The sequence below is a fragment of the Bacteroides caecigallinarum genome (genome assembly GCF_016901995.1).
GTDB classification, from domain to species: Bacteria; Bacteroidota; Bacteroidia; order Bacteroidales; family Bacteroidaceae; genus Phocaeicola; species Phocaeicola cellulolyticus.
In genome coordinates this window covers 25853-45777 of the sequence record NZ_JACJLE010000022.1, presented here as the reverse complement: position 1 = coordinate 45777, position 19925 = coordinate 25853, and the positions used below count along the sequence as shown (strand labels likewise).

General features: G+C 41.4%; 12 protein-coding genes. 11 read left to right on the top strand and 1 reads right to left on the bottom strand.

The genetic code is table 11. The features are described from left to right. Positions 1–9: 9 nt before the first annotated feature. From H6A61_RS07475 to H6A61_RS07425, 11 genes are all read left to right on the top strand, one after another. On the top strand, positions 10–1470 hold the full coding sequence (locus H6A61_RS07475) for a glucan 1,6-alpha-isomaltosidase (RefSeq protein ID WP_204392522.1): 1461 nt from the start codon (positions 10–12) through the stop codon (positions 1468–1470). Positions 1471–1549: 79 nt separating this feature from the next. After that, a complete protein-coding gene (locus tag H6A61_RS07470) occupies positions 1550–3016 on the top strand; it encodes an alpha-galactosidase (RefSeq protein WP_239469141.1) in 1467 nt (488 codons plus the stop codon). 29 nt (positions 3017–3045) lie between these two features. After that, positions 3046–5211 (top strand): glycoside hydrolase family 97 protein, encoded by a 2166-nt coding sequence (locus H6A61_RS07465; RefSeq protein WP_204392520.1) that lies wholly within the window; start codon positions 3046–3048, stop codon positions 5209–5211. 3 nt (positions 5212–5214) lie between these two features. Then, complete coding sequence (locus tag H6A61_RS07460; protein ID WP_204392518.1) at positions 5215–6090, top strand: FimB/Mfa2 family fimbrial subunit; 876 nt, start codon at positions 5215–5217, stop codon at positions 6088–6090. 24 nt (positions 6091–6114) lie between these two features. Beyond that, positions 6115–7752 carry a fimbrillin family protein gene (locus tag H6A61_RS07455; RefSeq protein WP_204392516.1) on the top strand — a complete coding sequence of 546 codons (1638 nt, stop codon included), beginning with the start codon at positions 6115–6117 and terminating at the stop codon, positions 7750–7752. Between the two features lie 283 nt (positions 7753–8035). Further along, the gene (locus tag H6A61_RS07450; RefSeq protein ID WP_204392514.1) at positions 8036–10210 is read left to right on the top strand and encodes a glycoside hydrolase family 97 protein; all 2175 of its coding nucleotides are present in this window, start codon (positions 8036–8038) and stop codon (positions 10208–10210) included. 117 nt (positions 10211–10327) lie between these two features. Further along, entirely contained in the window at positions 10328–12634 is a 2307-nt protein-coding gene (locus H6A61_RS07445) for a glycoside hydrolase family 31 protein (RefSeq protein ID WP_235339493.1), read from the top strand. A 244-nt stretch (positions 12635–12878) separates the two neighbouring features. Next, positions 12879–13355 carry a DUF3836 domain-containing protein gene (locus H6A61_RS07440; protein WP_235339492.1) on the top strand — a complete coding sequence of 159 codons (477 nt, stop codon included), beginning with the start codon at positions 12879–12881 and terminating at the stop codon, positions 13353–13355. Positions 13356–13366: 11 nt separating this feature from the next. Continuing rightward, entirely contained in the window at positions 13367–16201 is a 2835-nt protein-coding gene (gene leuS / locus H6A61_RS07435; RefSeq protein WP_204392510.1) for a leucine--tRNA ligase, read from the top strand. A gap of 9 nt (positions 16202–16210) precedes the next feature. After that, positions 16211–17107 carry a YitT family protein gene (locus tag H6A61_RS07430; RefSeq protein WP_154044248.1) on the top strand — a complete coding sequence of 299 codons (897 nt, stop codon included), beginning with the start codon at positions 16211–16213 and terminating at the stop codon, positions 17105–17107. Next, positions 17108–17686, top strand: a complete 579-nt coding sequence (locus H6A61_RS07425; protein WP_204392537.1) for a non-canonical purine NTP diphosphatase — start codon at positions 17108–17110, stop codon at positions 17684–17686. 50 nt (positions 17687–17736) lie between these two features. On the opposite strand, the gene rnr is transcribed toward H6A61_RS07425, so the two are convergent. Further along, on the bottom strand, positions 17737–19884 hold the full coding sequence (gene rnr, locus H6A61_RS07420; protein ID WP_204392508.1) for a ribonuclease R: 2148 nt from the start codon (positions 19882–19884) through the stop codon (positions 17737–17739). Positions 19885–19925: the final 41 nt, after the last annotated feature.

The window sequence follows — 19925 nt, the reverse complement described above, 5'->3', positions numbered from 1 at the left end:
CAGATAATTATGATAAAAATATTTATTATACAATTTTTATTGATTGTGGCATCCCTTTTTGGGGGATGCCAAGATGAAGGAACCGGATGGACGCCTGATATGATTCCTGACGAGAATTTGCCGTCTGATGATGATGATGATGACGATGAACAGGTGTATGCACCTATCAGTTTGAACGCTCCTTTATATTGGAGTGTATATGAGTATGCCTGGGTAGCCGAACAGGCCGGTAGTAATACGAATATGCCTGAAGTGACTTGGGATGCGAATATTGATTGGGTATCGGAGAATCTTCTGCCTTATGGTTACGATATGATTTGTACGGACGGATTTATGTCAATGACAAACGATCCCAGTATTGAACCGGGTGGGTATATGACCCATTATGCCGGTATAAAACTGACGGATTTAGTAGCTAAATGTAAGGCTAAAGGTTTGAAACTGGGTGTTTATGATAATCCGTTATGGGTACACTGCCCGTATGAAACGGTAGTAAAAGGCACGGAAGGTATTACAGTTGGTAGTTTAGTGTACAATCCCGCCAAAGATGATGTTCTTTATCCGGATAAAGGGGATATCTTCACTTGGGTAGTTCCCAGTCATGAAGGTGCTAAGGAGTTTATTGATGGCTTCTTTAAATATTATAAGAAAATAGGAGTAGAGTTTATCCGTATGGACTTCCTCTGTCTGTTTGAAACGGGAGATGGTGCCGGCGGAATGCCCGGTAGAGGATATGGACGTGAAGAATACGAACTCGCGCTGAAGTATATTTCCGAGGCCGCCACAAAGTATCAGGTATTCACTTCGCTTGTGATGCCCAATCTGAAAAATGATGCGGAGTTGGAGAAGAAATATGGTAATATGATTCGGGTAGATGCCGATACAATGAAAGGCGGGTGGGAACACTTTGCAAGCAATGGCTCTACATGGTTCAATCCCAATGGATGGCCGTCTACCTCTAATATGTTTACCGGCCTTATCAGTTGGTCGCACATTGCGGGAAGGGGAAAGGTAGTGCTGGATGCTGATTTTACCCGTTTGAATACATTTAAGACGGAAGGTGAAAAACAGAGCGTGATTTCTTTGCAACTGATGGCGGGTGGTCCGATTGCCGTAGCCGATCAGTATAATACGATTGTCAGCGGTGATTTAAAGTTTTATCAGAATGAAGAATTGCTGGCTTTAAACAAAGACGGATTTGTAGGAAAACCTTTGTCGGATGATTTGTGGAATGCAGACAATCAAATATGGTACGGACAGATGTCCGACGGAGACTATATCATAGGTTTTTTCAATAAAGAAGATAATGAATATGACCGTACACTCGATTTTTCTGAAATAGGCATTGAGGGCAAGGTAAAAGTGCGTGATTTGTGGAAACATCAGGATGAGGGGGAAGCTGAAACTTCTTTGAGTTATAAGATTCCCGGGCATTCTTGCAAGATTGTACGTCTGACAAAATCTGAGTGATAATTAAAGTATAATAAAACAAGTATTGTCTTGTTTGAGAAATTCAGGTGAAAATAATGATATGATAAAGAATTTGAATATGAAACTGTTTTTGATGGCATTGACATTCTTTTTCGGAGGATGCGAGGATAAGGGTACAGGCTGGACACCGGATATGATTCCCGATGATCCCGTGATAACTCCCGGTGATGACGCTGATACGGAAGGAATACATACTTATAACGCCCCTCTCTATTGGAGTGTCTATGAATACTGTTGGAGATTGGAGCGCAGAAATGAAGAATTGGTCAATGCCGGTGGGCAAGGACAGGCTATTGATATGTCTGAAGGTTCCTGGCAGGATATAATCGACTATGTGGCGGAAAATCTGCTTCCTTATGGTTACAATATGATTTGTACGGATGGTTTTATGGCGATGGATGGTACTTCCGAGCCCGATCATACGGGATATATGACGAAATACGGATCGGTAAAACTGAAGAAACTTTCGGAAATGTGCAAGGCTAAGGGACTGAAATTGGGTGTCTATGACAATCCTTTGTGGATACATGGTCCGGAAGAAACCATTATAGAGGGTACTGATAATATTACCTTCAAGGATTTGCGTTATAAGCAAGGTGAAGATAATGTACTTTATCCTGACGCCGACGATGGCTTCTCGTGGGTAGTAGCAAGTCATAAAGGTGCTGAGGAGTACATCGACGGCTTCTTTAAATATTATAAGAATCTTGGTGTGGACTTTATCCGTATGGACTTTCTTTGTTATTATGAAAACGGGTACGACCGCGGTATGAATGCCATAAAAGGTAAAGGGTACGGACGAGAGAATTATAAACTTGCTCTGCAATATATCTGTAAGGCTGCAAAGAAATACGGTGTATTTACTTCGTTGGTAATGCCCAATATGCATGAGGATGCGGCTCTGGAGCGTGAGTATGGTAATATGGCGCGTATCGTTGGTGATACGTGGAGCGGTGGCTGGCATCATGTGTCTAATTCCGATCGCGGCAAAGTATTTGAAGATTGGCCCAGTTGTGGCAATATGTTCGATGGCTTTACGCACTGGTCTAAATACTCCGGACGTGGTAAAATGATTATGGACGGTGACTTTATCCGCTTGAATACATTCGTTTCCGATGCGGAAAAGGAAAGTGTCATTTCTCTGCAACTCATGGCGGGCGGTCCGGTAGCGATTGCCGATGTGCCGGGAGATAGTTTTGCCAATTCAGATTTGAAGTTTTGCCAGAACGAAGAAATGCTGGCTTTGAATAAGGATGGTTTTGTCGGTAAACCTTTATCCGATGTTTTAAATAGTACGGACAGTCAGATATGGTATGGACAGATGACAAACGGTGACTGGGTGATAGGCCTGTTCAATCGCGAAGATTCCAAGCAGTTTCGTTCGGTGAAATTCTCCGATTTAGGTATTGAGGGTAAGATGAAAGTGCGTGACTTGTGGAAACATGCAGATGAAGGAGAAGCTGATAACTTGAATGTGGAACTTGAGGCGCATGCCTGCAAGATTGTGAGGTTGACAAAACTCTGATTGTCTCACTTATGAATAGATAGAGAAATATGAAAAATACAATTAATATAGTGTTATTTCTACTTCTGGCAGCAGTGGGGAAAGCGCAGAATCTTTCCTCACCTGACGGTAATTTATTACTGAAGACAGTAGTAGAAAAGGGAATTCCCTATTACGAACTTTCTTATAAAGGTAAAACTGTGCTTGCACCGAGTCGTCTCGGATTGGATATTAAATATGAACGCGGATTAATGAACGATTTCAGTGTGAAATCGGTACAGACGGATTCATTGGACGAATCGTGGAAACCGGTATGGGGTGAGCAATCGCTTATCCGTAACCATTATAACGAAATGCTGCTTACATTGGAACAAGGTTTCAGCGGGCGCACGTTGAATATACGTTTTCGTCTCTTTAATGATGGTTTGGGATTTCGTTATGAGTTTCCCGAACAACCTACTTTGAATAAGTTCGTTATCAATGAGGAACTGACTCAGTTCAATTTGGCGCATGATTATACGGCTTTTTGCATGCCGGGTGATTATGACACTAATGAGTTTACCTACACCACAGCTCCTCTTTCTCAGATACGTGAAGAGATGCCTAAACAATCCGTGGCCATGAAGTCGTATGAAGCGAAATCGGCGGGTGATTTGATAGTACAGACGCCTCTGATGCTGAAAGGGAGTAACGGATTGTACATTAATATCCATGAAGCTGCTTTGGTGGATTACGCAGCTATGGAATTGAATGTAAATGATAAGTCTTTTTGTTTGACTGCCTGCTTAGTACCGGATAAAAACGGTGATAAAGGTTTCTTGCAAACCCCTTGCTTCTCACCTTGGCGCACAGTGGTAGTAAGTGATGACGCAAGGAATATCCTTGCCAGTAAGCTGATTCTGAATCTGAATGAGCCTTGCAGATATGCAGATACATCTTGGATTAAGCCGATGAAATATATCGGTGTATGGTGGGAGATGTTTATCGGGACAGGGAAAGATTGGGCATACAGCAGTTATAATCGTGCAAAACCGGGAGTGACCGATTATAGCAAACTGACTCCTAATGGGCGTCATGCGGCCAATACCGATAATGTAAAAAGATATATTGACTTTGCTGCCAAACATGGTTTTGACGCCGTATTGGTGGAGGGATGGAACGAAGGTTGGGAAGACTGGACGGCTTATACTAAAAATCGCCAGTTTAGTTTTACTTCTCCCTATCCGGATTTCGATGTAGATGAATTGCAGCGGTATGCCCATGAAAAGGGGGTGCGTGTAATGATGCATCATGAAACGTCTGCCAATGCCGCTGATTATGAACGACAATTGGATGATGCTTTCAAATTTATGGTGAATCATGGTTATAATGCAGTAAAAACGGGTTATGTAGGCCCTATAATTCCGCGTTGCGAATATCATGCTTCGCAATGGATGAATAATCATTATATACATGTGGCAAAGCGCGCAGCGGATTTTAATATTATGGTAAACAGTCACGAAGCTGTACGTCCTACGGGGTTGTGCCGTACTTATCCAAACTGGTTGGCGCAGGAATCTGCCCGTGGAACCGAATTTGAATCAATGGGCGGTAATCCGGTGGATCACACTACTATTTTACCTTTTACCCGTTTAATGGGCGGACCGATGGATTATACTCCGGGTATCTTTCAGGGAGATTTGAGTTATTACGAGAACGGTTATAAAAAGGATCAGCAGGCACGTACTACATTGGCCCGTCAATTGGCTTTGTATTGTACTATGTATAGTCCGCTTCAAATGGCTGCGGATTTGCCTGAGAATTACGAACGTTTTATAGATGCATTCCAGTTTATCAAGGATGTGGCGGTAGATTGGGATGAAAGCAGGTATTTGGAAGCCGAACCGGGTGATTATATCACTGTAGCACGACGTGCCAAAGGTACAAATAATTGGTTTGTAGGCTGTACGGCCGATGAGAATGGGCATGTATCCAATCTTAAACTTGATTTTTTGATTCCCGGTAAGAAGTATATCGCTACTGTTTATGCCGATGCAAAAGATGCCGATTGGAAGAAAAATCCGCAGGCTTATGTTATTCGCAAAGGGATTGCTACTTCCAAAACCAAACTGAAACTTAGGGCGGCTTCGGGTGGAGGCTATGCCATCAGTTTGATAGAAGTGCAAGATAAAGCAGAGTTAAGGAAAATGAAAAGTTTACCAACTAATATTTATTGAAAAATGAGACGAATAAGATTATGTAAATTCAATGCTTTACTTCTCTTGGCAGGACTATGCGTGATGGGCAGTTGTGCCAAAGACGAATTACCGGCACCGATGAAGAAAGCGCGGACTGTGGTAAAACTTACGGCAGATTGGTCGGAATGTTCTTCGGCAGCACCGGCGAAATATATGGTGCGTATAGGCAATGAGACACAGGAAGTAACCGGTAATGTAAATAGTTTTTTATTGCTCTCCACAAGTGATTATGACATGGTGGCGTATAATGAACCGCAAGGAGTTACTGTTAACGGTAATATAGCTACCCTGAATACGGTAGCTACAAGGAGTGAGGGAAGTTCTGTCGTTACAGGTAATCCCGATGATTTGTTTTCTGTTTCGGAGGATTTAGTACAGGATGAACTACTTGCTTTGACAGGAGATACATTGCGGCTGACTGTAAAGATGCAACAGCGTACACGTCAAGTTAATATAACAATGGATACCGATGTGGAGAGTATTAAATCGGTGACAGGTATGCTGGATAATGTAGTATCGAGTATAGACCTAACTACCGGTGAACTGCTGAGTGTGGCTAAAGCTTCTGTCAATTTTACTGCGTCACCGGTAGCAGAAGGTGAGGCAAGTATGCGGCTCAAAGGCACTGTGCGTCTATTAGGGGTATCTCAAGAAAAAGCACAGCGGCAGATAATGACGGTGAAGATAACTAAAGAAGATGGAGAAACTGAGACAATAACTACCGACCTTACTGAAGTATTGTCTAAACTTGACGAAGGCGGTAATACGCCGTTGGATATAGAAGGAAGAGGCGGGTTCAACGGTAAGGTCATGACTTGGGTTGTGGAAGAAAAAGGAGATTTAGATTGGTTAAAATAATTAAGAACTTTAAAGATTTAAGCAATGAAAAAGAAAACATGTTTTGTTATGCTGGCTGCTTTGATGATGGCAGGTTGCAGCAATGAAGTAGAAGAACAGGTAATGGATAGCAGACGGGTACCACTGCAAATAAATGGTGATATCAATATGCTTATGACACGTGCGGCAGATGACCATTGGGATGCGAATGACGCTATCGGTGTGTATATGGTAAGTGCAGATAATAGCATAGTAGGTGGTGTAAGTAATTATCGTTATGTAGTAATTGATAAGGACAATGGTAATTTTTCTCCTGACGGGGAAGCTAATACGGCTTATTTTCCCGAAAGTGATGATGTTGTGAATGTAGTGGCTTATTATCCGCAAGGAAATGTAGTTGAAAATAAATTATCGTTGAATTTAGCTAATCAGGATGAGCAGCCACGTATAGATTTAATGTCAGCAAAAGCAGAAGGTGCAAGTAAAAGTAATCCTACTATTAATCTTGGATTTAAACATCGTTTGACTAAACTTTTTTTTGAAATAGAAGGTGATGTCAATACCGATGGTATATATGCTGCAATAGGCAATCAATATACTGATATTCAGTATGATATTTTGAATGATGAGTTGTTGATTGCTGAAGGGAGTGAAAAAAAAGAGATAGTTATGAAATATTGGAATTTGGATAATTATCGTTTTACAGAAGCTATTGTGTTACCCAATGAAGGAAACAATAGTGCAGAAGATCGTAAATTGACATTTCAATTGAATGAAAAAATATTTGATGCGACGATTAGTAACAGTACTAAATTTGAAGCTGGTAAGAAGTATACTTATAAAGTTAAATTTGAAACAACTCCTTCAGGAAATATAAATGTAAGTATTACAGGAGTAAGCATTAAGAATTGGGACGATGGTGATATAAGTGATGGTAATATAATAGTTCCTGGAACATTGAAATTTGATAAATTATACTTGGCAAGTGGTTTCACGGATTGGCAACTGCCGTATGAAATGACGAAAAGCGAAGATGGGAAAACCTTTACTTGGACAGGAAATGTAACCGGTGATAACCAAGAAATGAAATTTGCTCTCCTTCAACAAAGTCTTATTGGAGATGTACAATTAATGCCTAATATGAATGGAGCAACTAATAAAAATGTAGATTTAGGTGAGGAAATGAATGCATATCCTGTGATATATTATGATAATGGAACCATTAAACGTGATAATAAGTGGGTGATAACAGAAAAAGGTACATATACTGTCACTGTTAATGTGGAAACTATGAAAGTAAAAGTGGAAAAGTTAGATGTTGTTTATTTGGTTGGAAGTGTTTTATCAGTGGCAGAGGGTGAAAATCAAACCAATGGTTATGATTTGAAAAGAGCTCCCTATTTTACAAAGGCAGGTGACAATAAATATGAATTGATAATCAACTTGCATGAGGGTGACTTTAAAATACTCTCCAGAATAGAATATAATAATACTAATTATGATTATTATGCTCCTGGGGAAAATACTCTATTTGAAATAGGAAATAGCATGAATGTAGCTTATCGTCAGGCGAATGATCAAGATTACAAATGGCAAGTAACTGAAGACCAAACCGGTACTTATAAACTTACTCTGGATGTTTCCAATTCGAGTAATGTGACATTAACCGCAGAGAAATTATAATCAGCAATAACTGAATTGGTTAGGGTGAAATAACAGTTTTCAGGATTTTATAAAAAGTTTATATCCTCATTCATAAATACATGTCTATATTAACGGAATAATCTATGAATGAGGATATTTTTTTGTACTATTAAAAGCCTTTTAATAAAGGCTCATATAGTAAAGGGGCGGGGAGGTATAATCAAGGAATAGACATAGGTTATACAAACTGTCAGTTAGTGATATGAATTCAGATAAATCATACAGATTTATTTATTATTTACTTAAACAGGTACTTTTGAATATGAAACAAACTTTTCAAATGATAGTATTGGTAACTTGTGCGTTGTTTATGGCACTGACGGTGCAAGCGCAGAATGCTACCAAGGTTTACCAACAGGTTTCTCCGGACAATAATGTCCATCTTTCTTTTGAACTGCAAGAAAAAGGCAAACCCTCTTATTCTTTACAATACAAGAAATCTCAGGTTATCAATCCCAGTACCTTGGGTCTTGAACTGAACGGGCAGGAAAGCTTGCAGGAGGGGTTTGAAGTAGTAAATACCTCTACATCTTCGTTCGATGAAACTTGGCAACCGGTGTGGGGAGAGAATAAGGATATACGTAATCATTATAACGAACTGCTGGTGGAACTGAAGCAAACATCGACCGGCCGTTTTATGAATCTTCGTTTCCGCGTGTACGACGATGGGATAGGCTTTCGTTACGAATTCCCTCAGCAGAGGAATTTGGTCTATTTCGTTGTCAAGGAGGAACATTCGCAGTTTGCCATGAGCGGTGACCATACTGCATGGTGGATTCCGGGAGATTATGATACACAAGAATATGATTATACGGAGTCTAAACTTTCCGAAATCCGCGGGTTGCTGCAAGGCGCTGTCAGCGGTAATGCTTCGCAGACTGTTTTCTCGCCTACCGGTGTGCAGACTTCCCTTCAGATGAAAACGGCCGAAGGACTTTATATCAATTTGCACGAGGCTGCGTTGGTTGATTATTCATGTATGCATCTTAATCTGGATGATAAGAATTTAATATTCGAATCATGGCTGACTCCGGATGCGGTAGGAAACAAAGCATATATGCAGAGTCCTTGCCATACTCCTTGGCGTACGGTGATGGTGAGTGACGACGCACGGAAGATATTGGCATCGAATCTTATTCTTAACCTGAATGAGCCTTGTAAATATGAAGATACTTCTTGGATTAAGCCGATGAAGTACATCGGTGTGTGGTGGGAAATGATTGCCGGTGGAAAGCCATGGGCGTATACTTGGGATATTCCTTCGGTGAAACTCGGTGAAACGGATTATACCGGGGTGAAACCCAACGGGGTCCATCCGGCTAACAATGCTAATGTAAAGAAGTATATTGATTTTGCCGCCGAACATGGCTTCGACCAAGTATTGGTGGAAGGCTGGAATATTGGTTGGGAAGATTGGTTTGGCAATTCTAAAGATTATGTTTTCGACTTCCAAACTCCTTATCCCGATTTTGATATTAAAATGCTGAATGAATATGCTCATTCAAAAGGGGTGAAACTGATGATGCACCACGAAACATCATCCTCTGTACGTAACTACGAACGGCATATGGAAGCGGCTTATCAGCTGATGAATAAATATGGATATAACTCGGTCAAGAGTGGTTATGTGGGGAATATAATTCCCCGTGGAGAACATCATTACGGACAGTGGCTTAATAATCATTATCTGTATGCTGTGACTGAAGCTGCGAAGCATCGTATCATGGTTAATGCCCATGAGGCAGTACGTCCTACGGGACTTTGCCGCACGTATCCAAACCTGATTGGTAATGAGTCTGCCAGAGGTACGGAATACGAGGCTTTTGCCGGTAACAAACCTTTTCATACCACTGTGCTTCCGTTTACTCGTCTGCAAGGCGGCCCGATGGATTATACCCCTGGTATTTTCGAAATGGATATGAATAAATTGAATCCCAACAGTCATTCTCATGTAAACTCCACCCTTGCGCGTCAACTGGCATTGTATGTCACTATGTATAGCCCTTTGCAAATGGCTGCCGACCTTCCGGAGAATTACGAACGTTTTATGGATGCTTTTCAGTTCATCAAGGATGTAGCGGTAGATTGGGATGAAAGCCGTTATCTTGAAGCCGAACCGGGACGTTATATTGTGGTTGCCCGTAAGGCTAAGGGAACGGATAATTGGTTTGTAGGCTGCACCAGTAACGAGGACGGTCATATTTCAGCATTGAAGTTGGACTTCCTTGATAAGGATAAGAAGTATATTGCCACTGTCTATGAAGACAGTAAGGATGCCCATTATCGAACTAATCCTCAAGCTTATACCATTCGGAAAGGAATTGTGTCGGCCAAATCTGTATTGAAAATGAAAGCAGCGCCGGGTGGCGGTTATGCTATCAGTATCATGGAAGTTACGGATAAGGCTGCAATGAAAGGAGTGAAGAACCTGAAATAATATTTTAATTGAAACATTGAATGCCCAATGAATGGATTTAAGAAATCTTCTTCTCAAAAGAAACCCTTGTTGCAAGGGTTTCTTTTGGATTTTAAAAAGGGGAAAACAATTATTTGTTTGGTTGCCCTACTAATGCTGACAACCGCAAAGACTTCAGCGTCCGATAATAATCCGGTTGCCAACCCTGAAGCTGTGGTGATTTGCGGAAAAGCGCGCTTCACTGTTCTTACACCGGAAATGATTCGCATTGAATACAGTGCTAAAGGTATATTTGAGGACCAAGCTACGTTTACCGTAACCAATCGTAGGCTGAAGGTGCCACGTTTCAGGAAGAGGGAAGACAATACGTATTTGTATATAGTTACCGATAAGGTAAGGTTGAAATATCGCAAAAGTACAAATCCGGTGACAACTCCTGCCTCTCCTGAAAATCTGACCATAACTATCGATAACAATGGATGTGAGTCTGTGTGGTATCCCGGTAAATCAGATTCGTTGAATCTTAAAGGTACCTGCCGCACTCTTGACGGAAGTAATGGAGATAATAAGCGTGCCGAAATGGAGAACGGATTGATATCACGTTCCGGATGGGCTGTCATAGACGATTCATGGGCTGCCATACGCTCTGACGGTGGGCGTTCTTATGCTCTCCGGCCCAATGCGGATATGGGGTTTGACTGGTGGGCGGAACGCTCCGATACGGATGCTCTTGACATCTATTATCTGGGTTATGGTAATGATTATAAGAAAGCTATTTCCGACTACACTAAAATTGCGGGTAAGATACCATTGCCGCCCGATTATGTATTCGGATATTGGTATAGCAAATACTCTGCTTATTCGGCAGATGACTACCGCCGGATTATGTCTGAAATCAAGGATAATAAGATTCCTGCCGATGTAATGATTCTGGATATGGATTGGCACTGGAACGTAGGAAATGGACAATCCGGAGATAAAGGTGGTTGGACAGGATGGTCGTGGAATACCAATCTGATACCGAATCCTAAGGGCTTGCTCCGGGATATCCATGATAATAATTTTAAGATTGCCCTTAATCTTCATCCTGCCGACGGTATAAACAAGAATGAATCGCCTGTCTATTTCGCGGCAATGAACTCGGAACTTAATGGTAAGTATCTTAACGACAAAAAAGATAATATCTCTTGGAGCATTGACTATACGGACTTTACAAAATCATTCTTTAAAAATATCATCCGTAATCACGAAAGTGAGGGAGTTGACTTCTGGTGGATTGACTGGCAGCAACATCTTACAAGCAATAATACTTACGGATTGAGTGAAACATTCTGGTGCAATCATGTATTCTTTAACGATATGGCGAGAAAACGTACAGACCGCAGACCTGTAATTTTCCACCGTTGGGGAGGCTTGGGCAGCCATCGTTATCAGATTGGTTTTTCGGGCGATGCTCTTATAAACTTTCAGACTCTTGGCTTCCAACCTTATTTTACGGCTACAGCTTCGAATGTAGGGTATGGTTATTGGGGGCACGATCTTGGCGGACATGCATTCACAGATGAGAGTATTGTAAATGATCCGGAACTTGTACTTCGTTGGATACAATTCGGAGTGTTTACACCGATTTTCCGTACACATGCGACAAACGATGCACGCATAGAACGTCGAATTTGGAAGTTTGATAATTTTCCGACGATGCTTGAGGCGGTACGGCTTCGCTACTCGCTTTTTCCCTATCTCTACACTATGGCCCGTAAAGCTTATGATACCGGTATATCTGTTTGCCGTCCTCTGTATTATGAATATCCGGATAGTGAGGAAGCTTATGTCTATGAGAACGAGTATTTTTTCGGTGATGATATCCTTGTAGCTCCTATCACTGAAGCTGCTGTTGATGGTATCAGTGCCAAGGAAATCTGGTTTCCTGAAGGAAAATGGTGGAGCGTATCTACCAATGAACTTATTGAGGGACCGTGTAAAAAGGTTATGAATTTCACACACGAGCAAATACCCTATTTTTTCAGACAAGGGGCTATCATACCCTACAACCCTCCTACTGTAATGAATGTTACCGAACGTCCGGATAATCTAATCCTGAATATTGTAGCCGGTTCTGATGGTGAAAGTTCTTTATATGAAGACAGTGGAGATAATAGTGATTATGCCACTATGTACTCTACAACAGCTCTGAAACAAATAGCTGATGGAAATAGAGGTAAGTATATTATTTCTGCACGTCGGGGTAATTATAAGGGTGGCGTGTCTGTACGTTCATATACGTTGCGGATATTTGATACTGCCGCACCCGTATCCGTAAAGGTGAACGGTAATACTGCTGTATCGTATGTTTATGACAAAGATAAAAGATGTACTACGGTCGAGGTTCCTGCCATAAAATGCTCCACAGGAGTTAAAGTTGAAGTTATCTATTCGAAAGAATAGATAACTTCAAATCTGTTTTTGAATACGCTATTGTCGAAAGATATTTTTCGGCAGTTGCATTTTTTATAATGTTCGCTTTTGCGCGGACAGTTGTTCGGAAATGAACACAGCTTTGTTTTAAATAATCGTTGATTTTCAGTTGTTTATAAGTTTGGCACAGCAATTGACTATATATAGCCGAAGGCGCTCGGCAAAGAAAGCCTGAATAACTCAAACTAATAATAACAATAAAAACATAACGATTATGAAGACAAATGTAATTCTTAAGGCAGTGGTAATGGTAGCGGTAGTAATGGCAAGCGTATTAAACTTCTCTGCGAATGCAATGAATCCTACGGATTACGTAAAGAACGAGGAAATGAGCGGCGAACTGGTAACAGCCCGGACAATCTTCCGTAATGAGGATGGTTATTTATTCCGTCACCTGCGTTATACTTATGGCTATGACAATGAGAATCGTGTAATCAGCAAAGAAGCTTCCAAATGGGACAGTGTAAAAGAAGCATGGGTTCCTTACTTCAAGCTGGATATCGAATATACGGGTGATGAGGTTTCTTTGAGCTATGCCCGTTGGAACTCCAAGGACAATGCTTACAATGATAATATTGAAACCAGCCTTGGCTTCCACAGCTTTCATTCTATTGTCTTTTGGGGTATCTTTATATTTTTTATTGTATCTTTGCAAACAAATTGGATAAATAACGTAAAATCAAATATATAAAGTACATCGCTATGGAATATAATTTCAGGGAGATAGAAAAAAAATGGCAACAGAAGTGGGTGGAAAACAAGACCTACAAAGTTTCGGAAGATGAATCAAAAAAGAAGTTTTATGTGTTGAACATGTTCCCTTATCCATCGGGAGCAGGACTTCACGTAGGTCACCCGCTGGGATATATCGCCAGCGATATATATGCCCGCTACAAGCGACTTCAGGGTTTCAACGTTCTTAACCCGATGGGTTACGATGCTTACGGATTGCCTGCAGAACAGTATGCAATTCAGACAGGACAGCATCCGGCTGTAACTACAGCTGCCAATATCGCACGCTATCGTGAACAGCTTGACAAAATCGGTTTCTGCTTTGACTGGGATCGCGAAGTCCGTACTTGCGAACCTGATTATTATCACTGGACACAGTGGGCTTTCCAGAAGATGTTCAACAGCTATTATTGCAATTCATGTGGTAAGGCTCAGCCTATTGAAAATCTGGTTAAGGCTTTCGAAACAAAAGGTACTGAAGGACTTGATGCCGCATGCAGCGAAGAATTGAGTTTCACTGCCGAAGAATGGAACGCAAAATCAGAAAAGGAACAGCAGGAAATTCTGATGAACTACCGTATAGCATATCTTGGCGAGACTATGGTGAACTGGTGTCCTGCATTGGGTACTGTATTGGCCAACGATGAAGTTGTAGATGGCGTTTCTGAACGTGGAGGACATCCGGTAGTGCAGAAGAAGATGCGCCAGTGGTGCTTGAGAGTTTCTGCTTATGCCCAGAGATTGCTCGATGGACTTGAAACTGTTGACTGGACAGACTCTTTGAAAGAAACACAGCGTAACTGGATAGGCCGTTCTGAAGGTGCTGAAGTTCGTTTCAAAGTTAAAGACAGTGACATGGAATTCACAATCTTTACAACACGTGCGGATACAATGTTCGGTGTTACTTTCATGGTTCTTGCTCCTGAAAGCGAATTGGTGGCACAACTTACTACTGAGGCTCAGAAAGCAGAAGTTGAGGCTTACCTTGACCGTACAAAGAAACGTACTGAACGCGAACGTATATCAGACCGCCGCGTGACAGGTGTGTTTAGTGGTTCGTATGCTGTAAATCCGTTCACAGGCGAGGCCGTACCTATCTGGATCAGCGATTACGTACTTGCAGGTTATGGTACAGGTGCTATTATGGCAGTTCCGGCTCACGACAGTCGTGACTATGCTTTTGCAAAACATTTCAACTTGCCTATCGTTCCGCTGGTTGAAGGATGTGATGTCAGTGAAGAAAGCTTTGATGCCAAGGAAGGTATTGTCTGCAACTCTCCAAAGGCAGGCGTAACTCCTTATTGCGATTTGATCCTAAACGGTCTTACTATCAAGGAAGCTATAGCTACTACAAAGAAATATGTAAAGGAACATAACCTTGGACGTGTAAAAGTTAACTTCCGTCTGCGTGACGCAATCTTCTCACGTCAGCGTTATTGGGGTGAGCCATTCCCTGTTTACTACAAGGACGGTATGCCATATATGATAGACGAAAGCAAATTGCCTTTGCAGTTGCCTGAAGTAGCCAAGTTCCTTCCTACTGAGTCTGGCGAACCTCCATTGGGACATGCCACAAAATGGGCTTGGGATGTAAATGCCGGCGAGGTAGTTGAAAACTCTAAGATAGATAATGTAAACGTATTCCCTCTTGAACTTAATACAATGCCTGGTTTTGCCGGTTCAAGCGCATATTATCTGCGTTATATGGACCCACACAATGACAAGGCACTCGTATCTGAAAAGGCAGACAGATATTGGCAGAATGTTGATCTCTATGTAGGTGGTACTGAACATGCTACAGGTCACTTGATATATTCACGTTTCTGGAACAAGTTCCTGTTCGATCTCGGTGTAAGCGTTAAGGAAGAACCATTCCAGAAGCTTGTAAACCAGGGTATGATTCAGGGACGAAGCAACTTTGTATATCGTATCAAGGATACAAACACATTCGTTTCTCTCGGACTGAAAGACCAGTATGACGTTACTCCTCTTCATGTTGACGTAAATATCGTATCAAACGATATCCTCGATGTTGAGGCATTCAAGAACTGGCGTCCGGAATACAATAATGCTGAATTCATCCTTGAAGACGGCAAGTATGTGTGCGGATGGGCAGTTGAGAAGATGAGTAAGTCTATGTACAACGTAGTAAACCCTGATATGATTGTTGAACGTTACGGAGCAGATACATTGCGTATGTATGAAATGTTCCTTGGCCCTATCGAACAGTCTAAGCCATGGGATACTAACGGTATTGATGGTGTTCATCGTTTCTTGAAGAAATTGTGGAGCCTGTTCTACAGCCGTAATGACGAATTCCTTCCTCAGGACGGTGAAGCTACAAAAGAAGAACTAAAGGCAGTACACAAACTGATAAAGAAAGTGACTGGAGACATTGAGACATTCTCTTACAACACTTCAATCAGTGCATTCATGATTTGTGTAAACGAACTCACTTCATTGAAATGTCGCAACAAAGCTGTATTAAGCAATCTGGTTGTTATTATAGCTCCGTTTGCTCCTCACTTGGCGGAAGAACTTTGGGCTGCTTTAGGAAATACGACATCTGTTTGTGATGCTCAGTGGCCTGCATTCAACGAAGACTATCTGAAAGAAGATACAGTGAAATATACAATTTCTTTCAACGGTAAGGCGCGTTTCACTATGGAATTTGCTGCAGATGCAGACAATGAAACAATCCAGTCTGCAGTTCTAGCTGACGAACAGGCACAGAAATGGATTGATGGCAAGACTCCTAAGAAGGTGATTATCGTACCTAAGAAGATTGTAAATATTGTTCTGTAAACCATATTTATGGAAGCATTGTTAAAAAGAAAATTTGGCCGGGAGACGAAAGACTACCTGGCCATAACTTTAGGTTTGATATGTTACTCTATTGGTTGGGCAGCGTTTCTTTTGCCTTATCAGATTACTACAGGTGGAGTGACAGGTATAGCAGCTATAATCTATTATGCGACAGGTGTTGAAATTCAGGTTTCATATTTCATAATTAATGCCGTATTTTTAGGTTTTGCATTGAAAATACTCGGACCTAAGTTCAGTATCAAGACCATATATGCCATAATCATGCTGACGTTCCTGCTATGGTTCTTCCAAATGTTATTTAAGGACGATAGTGGAAAATTACCAATGTTGCTTGGACCAGGACAGGATTTCATGGCATGCGTTATAGGAGCCGGACTTTTAGGCTTTGGTATTGGTCTTGTGTTCTGTCATAATGGTAGTACCGGTGGGACTGATATCATTGCATGGATTATCAACAAGTATAAGGATGTTACTCTTGGACGTATGATGATGTATTGTGATATAATCATTATATCCTCCTGTTATTTTATTTTCCATGATTGGCGACGTGTATTGTTTGGCTTTTGCGTGTTGTTTGTCATGAGTATAGTGATAGATTATGTAATTAATAGTACTCGTCAATCTGTACAGTTCCTTATATTCTCGCGCAAGCATGATGAGATAGCTCAGGGTATTTCCACTCAGATTAATCGTGGAGTAACTCTCCTTGACGGAAAAGGATGGTATAGCAAGCAGGACATAAAGGTGGTTGTGGTTCTTGCAAAGAAAAGTCAGTCACTTGACATTTTCCGTCTGGTGAAGGATATTGATCCTAATGCATTTATTTCCCAAAGTAATGTAGTGGGAGTTTACGGCGAAGGTTTTGACCCATTGAAAGTTAAGTAAATTATGAAGAAACTTGTTTTTGCAACAAATAACGCACATAAGCTGGAGGAAATCCGTGCTATATTAGGCGATAAGGTAGAGATCTTGAGTCTTAATGATATAGACTGTCATGCCGACATTCCTGAAACGGCTGATACTTTGCAGGGTAATGCTGCATTGAAGGCACAGTATATATATGATAATTATGGTTTAGACTGTTTTGCCGATGATACAGGTCTTGAAGTCGAGGCTTTGAATGGTGCGCCCGGAATTTATTCTGCCAGATATGCCGGTGGAGAAGGGCATGACTCTGAAGCCAACATGAAGAAACTACTTTCTGAAATGCAGGATAAAGATAACCGCAAGGCACGTTTCCGTACTGTTATTTGCCTGATAGAAGGTGGTAAGGAACACTTCTTCGAAGGAATAGTAAACGGCAGCATAATACGTGAAAGAAAAGGTGGAGCGGGTTTCGGTTATGATCCTGTATTTATGCCGGACGGATATTCAGAAACCTTTGCCGAGATGGGTAATGATGAAAAGAATAAGATAAGCCATCGCGCAAGAGCTGTACAGAAACTTTGCGAGTATTTACTATAAAACAAGAAAGTCAGAGAAATTCTCTGACTTTCTTGTTTTATATAATAATCTTATTCCGCCAGTACGAAATCAAGCTGTTTCTTTTCCAGGTTGGCGCGTGCCACTTTTATCTTTATTGCATCACCAAGGCTGAATTTCTGATGATAACGTCTGCCGATAAGGCAATAGTTCTTTTCGTCGAACTCGTAATAGTCATTGCCCAGGTCACGCATTGCTACCATACCTTCACATTTGTTCTCGTTAATTTCTACATATATTCCCCATTCGGTCACTCCGGAGATTACTCCTTCATAAACAGTTCCTATATGATCGCTCATGAATTCTACCTGCTTGTATTTGATTGATGCGCGTTCAGCACTTGCAGCGGTCTGTTCCATTGCAGAGCTGTGTTCGCACATGCTTTCATACTTGTCGGCCTGTGCACTTCGTCCTCCGTCCAGATAGCGTGTCAGCAGACGGTGAACCATAAGGTCAGGGTAACGGCGTATAGGCGAAGTGAAATGAGTGTAGTAATCGAATGCAAGACCATAGTGACCGATGTTGTGGATTGAATATCTTGCCTTCTGCATAGAACGCAATGACACTGTTTCCACTAAGTTCTGTTCTCCCTTTCCGTTTACATCTTTCAACAAGCGGTTGATAGACTTTGATACTTCTGTTTTTGTTCCGCTGGTACGGATTTTATAACCGAAGCGTGCGATAAACTGGTTAAGGTTATCCAACTTGTCTGGGTCCGGCAGGTCGTGGATACGATATGGGAATACCTTTGCCTTTTTGTTCTTTGGCACTTTTCCTATATGTTCCGCTACGGTACGGTTTGCCAGAAGCATGAATTCCTCTATCAGTTTGTTTGCTTCCTTAGACTGCTTGAAATAAACGCTCAGAGGTTTTCCTTTCTCGTCAATTTCGAATCTCACCTCGCAACGGTCGAAGTCGATAGCTCCTGCGGCAAGACGTTTTTCACGAAGAATCTGAGCCAGTTTGTTCAGTTCAAGAACTTCTTCCTTGAAATCTCCTTGACCGGTTTCTATTATATTCTGAGCCTCTTCGTATGTGAAACGTCTGTCGGACTTTATTACTGTATGTCTGATACGATAGTCCTTGACCTCTGCTTTTTCGTTCATATCAAATATTACAGAATAAGCCAGTTTCTCTTCGTTAGGACGCAGTGAGCAGATGAAGTTGCAAAGGCGTTCTGGCAACATAGGTATCGTACGGTCCACAAGATATACGGATGTGGCACGTTTCAATGCTTCCTTGTCTATGATACCGCCCTCTTTGACATAATGTGAAACGTCGGCGATATGTACACCAACCTCCCAAAGTCCAGGTTTCAGTTGTCTGATTGAGAGTGCGTCGTCAAAGTCTTTCGCATCCTTAGGGTCGATGGTGAATGTGGTTATATTGCGGAAATCCTCACGTTCTGCATAATCCTCTTTTGTAATTTCTGCAGATAATTTTTCTGCTGCGGCCTCTACTGATTGTGGATAAGTATATGGCAATCCGTATTCAGCCAGTATGGCGTGCATTTCAGTGTTGTTTTCGCCGGCCTGTCCAAGCACGTCTATAACCTCACCGAAAGGATTTTTTGCTTCGTCCGGCCATTCTGTAATTTTCACTACAGCCTTATCGCCATTCTTTGCTCCTTTAAGCTTTTCTTTAGGTATAAAGATATCGTTGGCAAGTGTGCTTGTTTCTGTAATGAGGAAAGCATAGTTTTTCGATACTTTCAGTGTACCTACGAAAGTCGCTTTTGCTCTGTCAAGTATTTCTATCACTTGTCCTTCTATCTTCTGTTTTTTGCATTTTGCACAGAGAGAAATCTTCACCTTGTCATTGTTCATGGCATGAGCTGAGTTCCTTTCTGCAATAAAGATCGGTTCTCCTCCATCGTCAGGTATAAACGAGTTTTTGCCGTTGCTCTTTCTGATGAAGGTTCCTGTCATTATCTGACCTCTGTCATTAAGTTTCCATCTTCCCTTTTCGGCTTCAATCAGGAAATTGTCTTCTGCCATATCCTTTACTATGTCGGTACATAGCATTTTGGTAGGATGTGTTGTTAGTTTCAGTCCCAGGAATAATTGCTTAAGACTTATAGCCTCAGTCGGTTTGTTGCGGAAATAGTTTATGATGAGTTCCGACATCTCTTTTTTCTTCATTCTTTTTCCGCCTTTTTTTTCTTTTTTATTTTTAGCCATAGCTATTCCTTTCTTTGTTAGTTTCTACAAAGTAAGCAAAA

Coding starts and splice junctions, on each gene's coding strand:
- H6A61_RS07475 (WP_204392522.1), top strand. CDS start 10: ATGATAAAAATATTTATTATACAATTTTTATTGATTGTGGCATCCCTT.
- H6A61_RS07470 (WP_239469141.1), top strand. CDS start 1,550: ATGAAACTGTTTTTGATGGCATTGACATTCTTTTTCGGAGGATGCGAG.
- H6A61_RS07465 (WP_204392520.1), top strand. CDS start 3,046: ATGAAAAATACAATTAATATAGTGTTATTTCTACTTCTGGCAGCAGTG.
- H6A61_RS07460 (WP_204392518.1), top strand. CDS start 5,215: ATGAGACGAATAAGATTATGTAAATTCAATGCTTTACTTCTCTTGGCA.
- H6A61_RS07455 (WP_204392516.1), top strand. CDS start 6,115: ATGAAAAAGAAAACATGTTTTGTTATGCTGGCTGCTTTGATGATGGCA.
- H6A61_RS07450 (WP_204392514.1), top strand. CDS start 8,036: ATGAAACAAACTTTTCAAATGATAGTATTGGTAACTTGTGCGTTGTTT.
- H6A61_RS07440 (WP_235339492.1), top strand. CDS start 12,879: ATGAAGACAAATGTAATTCTTAAGGCAGTGGTAATGGTAGCGGTAGTA.
- leuS (WP_204392510.1), top strand. CDS start 13,367: ATGGAATATAATTTCAGGGAGATAGAAAAAAAATGGCAACAGAAGTGG.
- H6A61_RS07430 (WP_154044248.1), top strand. CDS start 16,211: ATGGAAGCATTGTTAAAAAGAAAATTTGGCCGGGAGACGAAAGACTAC.
- rnr (WP_204392508.1), bottom strand. CDS start 19,884: ATGGCTAAAAATAAAAAAGAAAAAAAAGGCGGAAAAAGAATGAAGAAA.